The organism is Flagellimonas abyssi (assembly GCF_019457905.1).
Classification (GTDB): Bacteria; Bacteroidota; Bacteroidia; order Flavobacteriales; family Flavobacteriaceae; genus Flagellimonas; species Flagellimonas abyssi.
In genome coordinates this window covers 161,055-173,714 of sequence record NZ_JAHZSV010000003.1, presented here as the reverse complement: position 1 = coordinate 173,714, position 12,660 = coordinate 161,055, and the positions used below count along the sequence as shown (strand labels likewise).

Annotated in this window: 15 protein-coding genes; 8 read left to right on the top strand and 7 right to left on the bottom strand. The window is 41.6% G+C overall.

Annotated elements, in window-relative coordinates:
* Positions 1-34: 34 nt before the first annotated feature.
* Together K1F36_RS03445 and K1F36_RS03440 are read right to left on the bottom strand one after the other, a co-directional pair.
* The gene (locus tag K1F36_RS03445; protein ID WP_207031041.1) at positions 35-997 is read right to left on the bottom strand and encodes a helix-turn-helix domain-containing protein; all 963 of its coding nucleotides are present in this window, start codon (positions 995-997) and stop codon (positions 35-37) included.
* Positions 998-1,036: 39 nt separating this feature from the next.
* The gene (locus K1F36_RS03440) at positions 1,037-1,408 is read right to left on the bottom strand and encodes a DUF7793 family protein (protein WP_220112558.1); all 372 of its coding nucleotides are present in this window, start codon (positions 1,406-1,408) and stop codon (positions 1,037-1,039) included.
* Between the two features lie 395 nt (positions 1,409-1,803).
* Here K1F36_RS03440 and K1F36_RS20085 point away from each other — a divergent pair, with 395 nt between their 5' ends.
* Both K1F36_RS20085 and K1F36_RS20370 read left to right on the top strand, forming a co-directional pair.
* On the top strand, positions 1,804-1,944 hold the full coding sequence (locus K1F36_RS20085; protein ID WP_225605898.1) for a hypothetical protein: 141 nt from the start codon (positions 1,804-1,806) through the stop codon (positions 1,942-1,944).
* On the top strand, positions 1,910-2,056 hold the full coding sequence (locus K1F36_RS20370) for an RteC domain-containing protein (RefSeq protein ID WP_417943625.1): 147 nt from the start codon (positions 1,910-1,912) through the stop codon (positions 2,054-2,056). The genes K1F36_RS20085 and K1F36_RS20370 overlap by 35 nt, the downstream gene beginning before the upstream one ends.
* On the opposite strand, the gene K1F36_RS20365 is transcribed toward K1F36_RS20370, so the two are convergent.
* Positions 1,996-2,193, bottom strand: coding sequence for a hypothetical protein (locus tag K1F36_RS20365; protein WP_220112817.1), 198 nt, complete (start codon positions 2,191-2,193; stop codon positions 1,996-1,998). The two genes, K1F36_RS20370 and K1F36_RS20365, sit on opposite strands and share 61 nt — an antisense overlap.
* 207 nt (positions 2,194-2,400) lie before the next feature.
* Between K1F36_RS20365 and K1F36_RS03425 the strand changes: the two genes are divergently transcribed.
* Positions 2,401-3,609, top strand: coding sequence for an esterase (locus K1F36_RS03425; RefSeq protein WP_220112557.1), 1,209 nt, complete (start codon positions 2,401-2,403; stop codon positions 3,607-3,609).
* A 123-nt stretch (positions 3,610-3,732) separates the two neighbouring features.
* On the opposite strand, the gene K1F36_RS03420 is transcribed toward K1F36_RS03425, so the two are convergent.
* Entirely contained in the window at positions 3,733-4,914 is a 1,182-nt protein-coding gene (locus tag K1F36_RS03420) for a TlpA family protein disulfide reductase (protein ID WP_220112556.1), read from the bottom strand.
* Between the two features lie 218 nt (positions 4,915-5,132).
* On the opposite strand from K1F36_RS03420, the gene K1F36_RS03415 reads away from it, so the two are divergent.
* The 5 genes from K1F36_RS03415 (at position 5,133) to K1F36_RS03395 (ending at position 9,337) form a co-directional block, all read left to right on the top strand.
* The gene (locus K1F36_RS03415) at positions 5,133-6,224 is read left to right on the top strand and encodes a sensor histidine kinase (protein WP_220112555.1); all 1,092 of its coding nucleotides are present in this window, start codon (positions 5,133-5,135) and stop codon (positions 6,222-6,224) included.
* Positions 6,225-6,229: 5 nt separating this feature from the next.
* A complete protein-coding gene (locus K1F36_RS03410; protein WP_220112554.1) occupies positions 6,230-7,555 on the top strand; it encodes a sigma-54-dependent transcriptional regulator in 1,326 nt (441 codons plus the stop codon).
* A gap of 207 nt (positions 7,556-7,762) precedes the next feature.
* Positions 7,763-8,179: a GreA/GreB family elongation factor gene (locus K1F36_RS03405; protein WP_220112553.1), complete on the top strand. Its 417-nt coding sequence runs from the start codon at positions 7,763-7,765 to the stop codon at positions 8,177-8,179.
* Between the two features lie 34 nt (positions 8,180-8,213).
* The gene (locus tag K1F36_RS03400) at positions 8,214-8,573 is read left to right on the top strand and encodes a hypothetical protein (RefSeq protein WP_220112552.1); all 360 of its coding nucleotides are present in this window, start codon (positions 8,214-8,216) and stop codon (positions 8,571-8,573) included.
* Positions 8,574-8,719: 146 nt separating this feature from the next.
* Positions 8,720-9,337 carry a hypothetical protein gene (locus K1F36_RS03395; RefSeq protein ID WP_220112551.1) on the top strand — a complete coding sequence of 206 codons (618 nt, stop codon included), beginning with the start codon at positions 8,720-8,722 and terminating at the stop codon, positions 9,335-9,337.
* Here K1F36_RS03395 and K1F36_RS03390 read toward each other — a convergent pair.
* The 3 genes from K1F36_RS03390 to K1F36_RS03380 are packed head-to-tail and all read right to left on the bottom strand — an operon-like array spanning position 9,334 to position 12,499.
* The gene (locus K1F36_RS03390; RefSeq protein WP_220112550.1) at positions 9,334-9,777 is read right to left on the bottom strand and encodes a GreA/GreB family elongation factor; all 444 of its coding nucleotides are present in this window, start codon (positions 9,775-9,777) and stop codon (positions 9,334-9,336) included. The genes K1F36_RS03395 and K1F36_RS03390 overlap by 4 nt on opposite strands.
* 7 nt (positions 9,778-9,784) lie before the next feature.
* Positions 9,785-11,137: a sensor histidine kinase gene (locus K1F36_RS03385; protein WP_220112549.1), complete on the bottom strand. Its 1,353-nt coding sequence runs from the start codon at positions 11,135-11,137 to the stop codon at positions 9,785-9,787.
* Between the two features lie 3 nt (positions 11,138-11,140).
* Entirely contained in the window at positions 11,141-12,499 is a 1,359-nt protein-coding gene (locus K1F36_RS03380; RefSeq protein ID WP_207031024.1) for a sigma-54-dependent transcriptional regulator, read from the bottom strand.
* Positions 12,500-12,660 lie beyond the last annotated feature (161 nt).

Below are 12,660 nucleotides of genomic sequence, written 5' to 3'. Positions count from 1 at the left end.
GATCCCTAAGGGATTATTTTGGCTCTGAGAAGGATTATTTTGACGATTTTCTCAATGCTGTGGGACTATATCCATACTTTTTTTTGAACTCTCGGGCTAAATGGTTACCCTTTTTAAATCCTACCATTTTTGCGATGGAACCGATGGTCTTATTGGAGTGTTCTATCAAAACATGGGCTCTTCTGAGTCGCTCATTTTTTTGATATTGAAAGGGAGTCATAGCATATAATTCCTTGAACCCCCTCTTGAATTTGTATTCGTTGGTCCAGCATAATTGGGCAAGGGTTTTTATTGATGGCAAGGGTTCGTCCAAATTGTCCAGAATATAATCCTTTACCCTTCTTAGGTTATCAAAGTCGACCATATTGAGGAGAGGCTCTTCTTTGTCCATCTTTTTAGATAGAAGTTTATGATCCTGCAGTTGTAGCTCTACCTTCTTTTTTATCTTTCTTTCCTTAATTCCTTTATTTTGGACCATATCAAAACTGGTTATGATGGTTCTTTCTTTATTATTTGTATTATTCAGAAAACGAATGATATGGCAATGAGCAGGTAGCTCCAACCCCGATTGTTCCATAAAGGTCAGGTTTACGGTCATTTCCGAAATAGAGGAACGGTTCAATTCCTTCAATAATTTTTTCCATCCTTTTCGGGAATCATTGGTCAATAGATTAATGAATGGAGTATCAAGCAAGGCCGTTTTATCATATCCTAGCAATTCTTCCACTTTATAGTTCGTTTTTATTATCTGGCCACTATCGTTGATTTCAAAGAACATTTGAACGACTAAGTGGTAGGAATTGTGAAGGTTGACGAATGCTTGGTGCCTAAAGGCATCCTTTATTTCTTCGCTGGCACTGTTGGTCAAAAAGGTCAAAGCTTCCAAGATATCATCATTGTCCGACCGATTGATCTGATACGAGAAATTCCCATTGGAGATTTTGACCAATTGGGAGAAAATGTCTTCCAGTCTTTTTTTGTTTTCCGGTCGGTCCATGATTAAAATTTTATATTGATACTATTTAGATTTTGCGCTTTAGAGATTGTGAACAATAAACCGCTCACCTTCTTTTATATCCTCGAACACTTGAGTTGACACAGTCGATATTTTGGTAATGATAAATTTGGAGAATGCCTGCTCCAAAGGGGTGGTTGCAACTAGCACGAGACATTTGATCAATCCTGTCCCCTCATTTGCCAAGTATCGCCAAGCATCCTTGTCCACATTTTTAAGACCTTTCAAACTGCACAAAATGTGATAGGGCTTTCCTTGTTGTAACCTTATTCTTTGTGCGACGACTTTTTTTGCACCAGAAAGATCTATATACGCTTGTTCTTTCCAAATGAAGAATAGTATATCCTTTTCTATCCACATGGTCGCAATTTCGGTTTCCACAAATCTTTTCATGCCCTTCCAGTTTCAAAATGGTCTTTTAAAGTAAAAATTTTTAAAATGAATAATTAACAAGAAAAATCTGATTTTTAACAGAGTTGGCTCTAAAATGTAAAAAAGTGGATCTGTAAAGGATTTTTTTGACCCGAACAAGCTTGTGAAATACAACACCCCATTGATTTTGATTAGTTTAAAACAGTTTTGTTTGAATGATAAAAATGGATGTTAGCATAGCTTTATGATTAAAATTTAGTTCAATTTGAGTTTAATTCCACTCTTTGTAGGGGAAACCACAAGAGTTCATAAAAACCAAAGACCAGGTCTATGTCCAACCTATGAAAGTTACAAATGGCTCACGGGGTACTTTTTAAAGATTATGGACATGAAATATCAAAAACTGCTGTCGGAATTTGAAGGCCAATTGGATCAACTGGATCATGGTGGAGGAGATATTTTATTTAGGGCCGAAAAGGGGATTGTTCTGGTGGAAAAAGTATCCGAGCGTTACAAAAGAAGGTGGCGGAGAAGCCATTTCCTTCGAAGGAGGATGAAATCTATTTCTTCAAACATGTCAAGCCCCAGATCTTTAGTAAACTGATATATTACATCAAGTTGTTCAATATTGAGAGCAAACGTCCACTCAGGTCCAGATCATCAGGGTAATCCAGTAATTGATAAAACTCTTTATTGTCCTTGGGATGCAATTGTTCTACCTTTCCGTTGAGTTGTGGCCTTCTCGGCTTTATGTAACGGCATGCCGGATAACTTCCATAGGAGAGTTTTTCTTTTTTTGAACCCATTGGCTTTTAAAGTAATTCCAGCCCCCCTTCAGAAATAGCTTCATTTTTTTATCCCAAACCTTTATTGTAACAGAATGTTACAATAAAAAATACCATATCTTAGTGATATCATTCACAGGGATGATTTGATTTTTACTAGGCTGACCGTAACGGATGTAAGTAAAAATCAACCCACTAACAATAACACATAAACAACAACTAAACAGTATGAAAAAAACAGTAAACAAGCTAAGTAGGTTCCACATTCAATTGATGTTGGTAATCTTGGCCCTGCCCTTGGCGGCCATCGGTCAAGAAGTAGGTTCCATGGAGCGACTGGTCTCTCCTGAACTTGCCGATGACAACACGGTAACGTTTAGAATTAAGGCGCCCAAGGCGGAAAAGGTGGTCTTATCCGGCAATTGGATGCCAATGGTAGGCGAGGGAATGGCCATGACCCGAAAGACCGTAGCGCTGACCAAAGGTGAAAACGGTGTCTGGTCCACCACGGTCGGACCGTTGGAGCCAGAACTTTATGGCTACACTTTTGTCGTAGATGACGTCAATACGTTGGATACCGCCAATTTGATGGTTGCCCGTGACGGCACATTCCGAACAGAAAACGTGTTGTACATTCCTGGGAAAGCCTCCGAACTTTATTGGGTCAAAACAGGGTCCAAAGGCACAGTTCACCAAGTTTGGTACGAGTCCCCGACCTTGGATCTAACCCGTAGAATGTATGTGTACACACCACCGGGGTATGCCGACAGCAACGAGAACTACCCTGTTCTGTACCTATTGCACGGTGGAGGTGGAGACGAAGAGGCATGGCCAACCCTTGGGGTTGCCAACCATATCTTGGACAATTTGATCAACTCAGGAAAAGCCAAACCTATGATCGTAGTGATGACCAATGGCAACCCGGACCAGGCCGCGGCTTTGACGGTAAGTCCTAAGTTGGAACCTTCAACGCAACCCGCAGGAGGTATGGCCAATATGATGTTCGAAAAAAGCTTGGTCAACGATGTGATCCCTTATATAGAATCACACTATAAAGTAAAGCCCAACAAAGAGAACCGTGCTTTGACGGGATTGAGTATGGGCGGATTACAGACCATGAACACCACTTTTGAAAACCCTGAGCTGTTCGATTACATTGGTGTCATGAGCATGGGCTTTGCTGATTTGAGTCGTTTTGGAATCGAGGTCGATCATTCTAAAAGAGGAGAACAGATTGAAGCTTTAAAAGCTGCTGACCCTGAGCTGTATTGGATTGCATGTGGTACGGATGATTTCTTGTACCAAAGTGTCGTGGATATGCGAAATGAGCTGGACAAACACGATTTTGACTACACCTATCGTGAAAGTACCGGCGGACATACATGGTCCAACTGGAGAATCTACCTATCGGAATTCGCACCGATGTTGTTTAAATAAATCGATTCACACCGAAAAGAATCTTTAAAAATTTAGAACCCTTCCAAGTCATAGAATTGGAAGGGTTTTTTCGTATGCGGCAATACAAAAGGGGATTACATCCGTAATTGCGTAAATCACATGTTACTCTAGATTTAATGATTTGCTTAAAACACTGGAAACCTTTTTTTCATTATAACCTGCCTCGTTATAAATTACTCCCCCCTTTTTGTCAATAATTACAATCGTCGGTCCTGCCTGAACATTTAAAGATTTAGCTAACGGACCACCCATGTACAAACTTGGATAAAGCATATTGATTTTTGTTTTATAAGTTTTAAGTGAGTGGAGAGATGCTTCTTGCTCTCTGAACTCGACGCCGAATATCTTTAATCCTTTATTCCCATACTTCATATGGAACATATTGATGGATGGAACGGCCTTGATACATGGCCCGCAATTCCTAAACCAAAACTCTAACATAACGACCTGGCCCTTAAAGCCAAAGGGCTTAATCAGATCATCACTGGCCATATCCGGTAGTTCAAGGTTTTTTACTGCGGCTGTATTGGCAGAATTCTCATTATCGCCTTTGTCATTGTCGGGAGTTTGGAAAAACTCCTCTAATGAAACGCGTTTGTAATCAGGTAGTTCATTGCCTTCCCAGAACTCCTTTGACTTTACATAATCAAATCTATAATTATAAAACGTCCGGGCAATATGGCCTGTGCTTCCATTTTCCATTTTCATTCGTTTGGGCAACAGATTGTCCTTATATATGTGTAAAACATAATTGCTGTCCTCATAACCCTCCTTCTGTGTTATTTTTCGCCTTTCCCAATCAAACCAACCATTGTGTATGGTTATTTTAAATTCATAATCATCGTTTGAAACCTTGTTTTCAATGAGCTCCACGGTAGTGGAATAGTTTGTCAACACCTCTGCCAAAAAGTTCCTTATAGGTACAAACGTTAATAAAAGCGGATTGTTGACAAGGGGTTTTTCGTTGACCATAACAAGCTTTTTCTTTTTAGAGCTTAGTAGCTGTCTTTTGCCATCGTACAATAATTTATCCTCATCATTTCCCAAATAATACCTTGGTGTTTTTAAAAGAGACCCTGATTTCAAATCAAAATAAATAAAATCCTCATGTGTGAGGTAGGTTACATTGCTCTCTTCCGCTTCCTTTTGTGAATCATAGGCAACGCTCTGGAGCTCCATCATTCGCTCAAGGCTTTTTTCCAAAATTTTGGTATCCTGTTCAGGGCTTTGTGAAAAGGAAAAGTGATGGGACAGGATGCAGAAGAATACAATCTTTAATTTCATAGGAACAAATTTTCCATCCTTTTGGAGGAGGATGGTTTTTATAATCATCAAGTAGGGGGAATTTGTAGCTGAACGGTTCTTAAGTTAGCAATAAGGATTTGATTGCGAGTGGTTTTGGGAATAAATTAGGAAATAATAGGAGTCAGATTGTACTAACTTTTTTATACCTGGGCCATATGCTTTCAAGAATTCACTAATTTGGCACAAAGGAGGAAAATATGCTCACTGCCGAACAAAAACTAAAGGAACGTATCAAGGAACTTACCTGTTTGTACGAGGTAACTTCCCTCATTGTTAATTGTGATTACGATGATATGGAAACCGCATTGCTCGGAATTGTACAGTGTTTGCAGCGTGCTTGGCAGTTTAATGAGGATACTTATGTGCTCTTATCCAACTCTGATTATTTTATAAAGACGGAGGAGAAAGGAGAAGACTACGTGTTTTTGGAGTCGTTCATCACCGTGTTCAATAAACCGAGGGGTGAAATCAAAGTGGGGTATCCCTCCCCCAAGTACCAACTCAAGGATTTTTTGGAGGAAGAACAGCAACTGTTGGACAATGTGTGCCTAAAAGTGGGCAATCTGTTGGAGCGGAAGGAAATCAAGGAAAAGGAAGAGCATATACGCCGACAAGTGGAACAATCCGATCGGCTGCGGATCCTGGGAGAGATTACAGCCGGAATCGCCCATGAGCTCAATACGCCACTTGCCAATATTCTTGGTTTCACCGAGTTGTTGAAGGAGCGCGTCAGCAATGACCCACAAGCGTCCAAAGATTTGGACAAGATCATCACCAACACCATATTTTCTCGCGAAGTGGTCAAAAAGCTGATGTTCTTTGCCTGCGAAATGCCCGAAACACGGGAAGTCATCAATGTGGTAGAGGTAATAGAGGAAGCCATCAACATGCTACGGACCACGTTGCGCCAAAATGAGGTTGCTTGCGAATTTCAACATTCCCAGGACACCATCGAACTTCGTATCGATAAAATCCAGCTGACCCAAGTGGTCTTCAATCTTATTGTGAACGCCATCTATTTTGCGCCGCCAAAAAGTACCATTTCAGTCGCTCTGGCGATTGAAAAAGACAATGTCATTTTAAAAATTGCCGACCAAGGCCCTGGCATACCGGAAGTATCCAAAGCACATATTTTTGACCCCTTTTTTACTACCAAACCCGTGGGCGAGGGATCGGGATTGGGACTTAGTGTAGTGCACGGCATTGTACAGAGTCACCAAGGGAGTATCGCGGTTAGGCCAAATACCCCAACAGGAACTATCTTTACATTAAAATTCCCAAAAAAGTAAGCGCCTTGTTGAAAAAGGAGAACATATTGCTGGTTGATGACGACATCGATATTTTGGAGCTGCTACAACGGCATTTAAAATCGATGGACTATCACACGTACAAGGCCATTTCGGTAAAGGAGGCATTATACATTTTAAAGGATACTGAAATAGACCTGTTGGTGACCGATATTAATATGCCTGATATTGATGGGCTGCAATTGGTGAAATATGTGGCCGAACATTTTCCAAATATGCCGAAGTTGGTGGTGACCGGTTTTCCTTCCGTTGAAGATGCCTCCAGCGTAATCGAACATGGTGCGACCGATTATTTGACCAAACCTTTTACAAAGGCCGAACTCGAAATGGCCGTAAAAAAAGCCTTGGCGCATAAGGAAGCAAAGGAAACCTTTAAAACACCAACGGTAAACCCCATCCCTAGCAATGGATATGCCGATATGATCGGGACTTCCGAAGCGTTCCAAAAAGTTACCGAGATCATAGATCGGGTAAGGGACAACCACGCCACGGTTTTGGTACGTGGAGAAAGCGGCACGGGAAAAGAACTAGTGGCACGGGCCATCCATTATTCGGGCAAATTCGCACGGGCACCTTTTATAGCTGTGAACTGTGGGGCCATACCCGAGAATTTGTTGGAAGCCGAACTTTTCGGATACACCAAAGGTGCTTTTACGGGCGCGAACGAAAACCGTAATGGATTTTTCCAGGCGGCGCACAAGGGCACTATTTTTTTGGATGAAATTGGAAATGCCAGCCTACCGGTTCAAAATCGATTATTGAGGGTGCTTCAAGAAAAGGAGGTGACCAAGATCGGTTCGCAAAAACCTGAAAAATTGGATGTTCGGGTCATTGCTGCAACCAATAGCGATTTGAATGAGCTTATTCAAAAGAAAACCTTTCGCGAAGACCTGTTCTACCGTCTTTCCGTTGTCACTGTGGAGGTGCCACCACTGAGGGAACGTACTTCGGACATTGCCTTGTTGGTCGATAAATTTATGGAGAAATATGGCATTGAGTACAAGGACCGATTTGTCCGTATAGACGATGGTGCCCTTGAAGTCCTAAAGAGATATTCATGGCCTGGCAATATCCGGGAACTTGAGAATGTGGTGCAGCGCGCCGTGATTATGTGCGATGGCAAAATCACGTTGGAACACCTTCCCAATGAATTAAAGTATAAAATCGACTTTCCGGAGAAAGGATACATAACGCTTCAGGAAAAAGAAAGGGAATATATTCAGGAAGTTCTTCTATCCGTTCAAGGCAACAAGACCAAGGCCGCCGAAATTTTAGGGATCAACCGAAAAACACTTCGCGAAAAACTCAAATAACCGATGGGGCATTCTGCCCCGGCCGGGTAAAAATTACCCGCCACCGACTTCTTTTGTTTAATATGATTTTATTAATAATAAATTGATTATCAATTAATTATTAATAAAATCCACTCATAACATATCCAAATGGCACAGGCTTTGCCCTTTACTGTGCAAAATGCTGGGATGCTATTTTTTTGGTATCCCGTCCGTTAAGAAATGAAAATGAAATACGGAAGCCTGATCATGGAGAAAAAGGATTATCTAACGCTTAAAAGAATACTGAACTTCCATAGGTATTATGAGGATTATGCCCATAAGGATGCCTTGGAACAGTTGGGCGAGAGAATAGACGGGGCTTTGGTAGAGGATGAGTCGGACATGCCGGACGATGTGGTTCGTTTGAACTCAAAGGTCACGGTGGAATTTGCACCAGGGGCCCAACAAACGTTTCAGTTGGTTCCCTCTACACGGGGAGACCTTAAGAAAGGCAAGGTCTCCGTGGTGAGCACTTTTGGGGCGAGCTTGGTAGGACTTGCGGTGGGGGATCAAATACAGTTTGGTTTTCCCACAGATGTACAATCCTTCAAGATAGTCGGTGTAGAACAGTCACACCAATTATTGTCCAGTTTTGACTTTTAAGAAAACAATTATAAACCCTAAATATTAAATAGTTATGAGAATTATAGTTTTAGCAATTCTGTTCGTGGTAGCGACCACAAATATCAATGCACAAAGTGCAAACCCACAAGAGATCAAGGTTGGTGATGTCCTGGAAATTGGTCGTCCAGATGCACCTCAATTTCAACATATTGATTTTCCAAGGGCAAACTTCATCATTAAAAAAGGAGGGATCGCCAACTATAAAAGAGTAGTGGGGAACAAAGTGGTAGTGACCGACATCAAAGAGAAAAAAGATGGAACCGTTGTTGTAAAGATCAAAAAAACGGATGGAAAAAGGTTTTTTAACAGTCACCCAGTGGTTAAAGCAGATTTAAAGGATGCTCTCGAGTCCGGTGAGCTCAATGTACTGTAGTAGTTGATTGATGATATCCGCCCGGCTCAAGCATTAGGTTTGCTCAATTAGAATGGTTAGCTAATGGCTGGGCGGATTTGCGTCACTGTAAAAAATTTAATATCATTTATTTATATTTAATCCAATTCATGTAAAAACAAGAAAAGATGCCAAAAAGAACCTTAAGACAACGAATTCATGCCGGTTTTGTGCTGGCTGCGGCATTTTTATTGGTTCTTGCGTCCAATCGGTTGAACAACCGGAACTTTTCGGCCGTGGAACATGGAGTAGATTCCGTTTTTGAAGACCGATTGGTAGTTCAGGAATATATTTACAGGCTGAACAATTTGTTCCATAAAAAGGAATTGTTTTTGGCCAACAATACGTTGGACGACAAGGGCCTGCCCTATTACCCTGAAATAAAAACCATTCTTGCCGATTTTGAAAAGACAGATTTGACCCGTGAGGAAGCGTTGCAATTATCAAGTTTAAACGAAAATTACGCGGAACTCAAAACCTTGGAAAAGGCACATTTGAAGAACCAGGCTTCTGAAGAGGACATCATTGCTGTTTTGGGCAGTATCGGTAAAAATCTAGATGAACTTTCTGAGGTGCAACTTTCCGAAGGGAGACAATTGACACAGCGCTCCAAGAGGTCATTGGGAATGAACGAGCTATTGTCCCGAATTGAAATTGTGTTCCTCATCATTATTGGGATATTGTTTCTTGTCATCGTTTTTTATCGTGACAAACCCAATATGGAATTGGTGGAAGACGAGGCTTAATCTACCTCCAATATCTCCTGTTCTGTACCATTAAAGGTAAATCGCTCCCCTTTTTCTTTTCCCAACAACAATTTGGCAATAGGGGCATTTGTGGAGATACAGTACACAACCGTATTATTTTGATTGAAAGCCCCAGCGGAAATGGCTAAAAAATAATGTGCCATACTGGTTTGTACCAAGGAGCCCAGTCGTATTTTCTCGGAAATGCCGTCAATATTGATTTTACGGAGAATGCCGCGCGTGGTATCAACTTCCTGTAATTGTTGCCCAAGCTTTTCCTGTTCCAACTGTACCATGGCCCTACCCGTCTCATGTTTGTCCCCTGCTGAACTTTTGGTTTCGGAGCCTAAGGATTCCTGTAGCTCCTCACTCTGTTTTTTAAGGCGTTCCGAGCGTTCGTTCACATAGTTCCAACAAAATTCCAATAGTGCTTTTTTCATAATTTGGTTATGCAAAGGTAAGTCGGAAAACAGTTTCCGAATCGGGAACCGAACGTACTTGGATGCTCCCCCCGTGAAGTTGCATCACTCTTTTGGAAAGGCTTAGCCCAATTCCCGTCCCTTCACTTTTTGTGGTAAAAAACGGGACAAATATCTCGTCCATCACCTCAGGAGGAATACCGGGTCCATTATCACGAATATCTATGAATTTGGAGCCGTTTTCATCAATTCCGGCAATCATTTGTACTTTTCCTGCGTTTGTGGTCTCTACCGCTTGCAAAGCATTTTTTCCCAAATTGATCAGTACCTGGGAGATTTGTTTCTCATCAATGTAAAATTCCAAATCCTCTGGATGGCAAACGGTGGCGAACTCACTTTCCCCATCCATCAATCTGGCCGACATCAGTACGTCGATTTTTTCCAGAAGGTCCTTTCCCTTGACCAATGACTTGTTGGGTTCCGGAACGTGCAGTAGGCTTCTGTACGATTGTACAAAGTCCATCAGGTCGCCTCCTTGCTCCTTGATTACTTCCAGGCCCTTTAAGGTATTTTTAATTTGAACCTCCTCCAGCTCCTTCATTGGAGTGATTTTGTCCCCTTTCCTATAATATTTTATAATGGAATCCGATATAGAGGCAATCGGGGTAATGGTGTTCATAATCTCGTGGGTCAGCACGCGAATAAGCCTTACCCAAGACTCGGTTTCTTTTTCGTCAAGCTCTTTATGGATATCTTGTACCACTACCAATTGCAAGGACTGACCGTTCAACATCAACGGAGTGGACTTGAGCGCCAATTGAATTTGTTCCCGTTCATTGGACAATTGGAAGAGCTTGCGTTCAAAAGGATTGAAGTTTTTAAATATCTGGTAGAGGTTTTCATCAACCTGCTTTAATTGTTTGATATGGTTCAAAGGAGTGTAATCCAACAACTTTTCCAAGGTAGGGTTGGCAAACAGGATGTGGCCTTTCTCATTATAGGTCATGATGCCGATGCTCGCCTGCTTTAAGATTTCTTGATAGTATTGTTCCCGTATCTGGAGTTGCATATGTACCTGTTGGATAAGGCCATTTACACGGTTTAAACTTTTGTTCAGCTCTTTGAAAGACTCAATGGTAACACCTTCGGGAAACCGAAGGGTGAAATCCTCGTTTTTAATGGCATCAAAAAAATAGGCGATTTTGCGGTTGGTACGGTTGATGAAGGTAATCAATGTAAATACCTGTACCACCAAAATAAGGACAAAGAGTGCCATGGCAAAATACCATTTATAGGACATGGAGAAAGCCACTCCTATGGCGGACAGCGTCAAAAAAATGACCCGAAGAATAAGTTGTATATAAAAATTTCTACTGGCCATAGATCACTTTTTTTTCAACTTATTGTAGAGCGTTTGGCGAGATATGCCCAATTGTTCTGCAGCTGCACTATAGTTTCCCTCGTTCTGCTCCAAGGCCCTGTTGATCATCTGTTGCTCCATTTCATTTAGGGTCATGGGTTCGCTGTCCATGGATTGCATGGGCTTGGCATGCAGCAAAAAATCCGATGGTTTAAGTACGTTACCGTCAGATAATATTACGGCACGTTCCATGGTATGTTGCAGCTCCCGTACATTTCCGGGCCAGGGATATTCCATCAGTTTCTCCTGGGACGCCTGATTCATTCGCAGGCCCGATTTATCATATTTGTGAGCAAACTTTTTCAGGAAAAAATCGGCAAGCACTAAAATGTCCCCATCGCGTTCGCGAAGTGGTGGCACCTCAATATGGATGGTGTTGATACGGTACACTAGATCTTCCCGGAAGAGTCCATCGGCAACCATTTGTTCCAAATTGCAGTTGGTCGCACATATCAATCTGATATCTACTTCTGTAGGCTTATTGGAACCCACGCGTACCACTGATTTGTTCTGGATGGAGGACAATAATTTGGCCTGCATCTGCAATGAAAGGTTTCCGATTTCATCCAAGAACAAACTACCTTGATGGGCGGCCTCAAACTTGCCCGCTCGATCTTCCTTGGCATCGGTAAAGGAGCCTTTGGTGTGGCCAAAAAGCTCGCTTTCGAATAAATTCTCAGCAATGGATCCCATATCCACACCTATAAAAACTTCATTTTTTCTGTTGGAAAGACGGTGCAGCTCACGGGCTATCAATTCTTTTCCAGTGCCATTCTCACCCGTGATCAGTACATTAACGTCGGTTTTCGCAACCTTGGCCACGAGGTTGAGCACAGAGGTCAGTGCTTTGGACTGGCCGATGATAAAATTACGATCCTGATTAATGACCTGTTTTAAATTGTTCTCCTTTTTCTTGAGGTTGTGTATTTCCTGCTTCGATTTTCGAAGTTCGTAAGCAGATTTCACCGTGGTCATCAACCGCTCGTTGTTCCAAGGTTTCAGTACAAAGTCAGAAGCCCCCTGTTTTAATGCCCTTACCGCCAAATCAACGGCCCCGTAGGCGGTCATCATAATTACCGATGTGTTAGGGGACCTTTTTTTAATTTCGTTGAGCCAATACAATCCTTCATTTCCGGTGTTGACACCAGCGGAGAAGTTCATGTCCAACAATACAATGTCCATATCCTCAAGATTTGGAAAGGAAGAAATCTGGTTGGGGTTGAAGATGGTTTGAACACTTTTATACTCAAACTGTAAAAGAATTTCCAGAGCACTCAGCACACTCTTATTATCATCGACCACTAATATTTTGGCATCAATCATTGGATAACAGTATTCAAATGGACAGCTAAAACTAGTAATTGCTTCAATATGGCCTGCCTTATTGTAAAATATTTGGACATTTTTTGTACAAAATTTTTACACCTGCTTTATCTTGAGCACGCTTTATTGAGTGTAACTGTCTGATAATCAATTTTAAAATA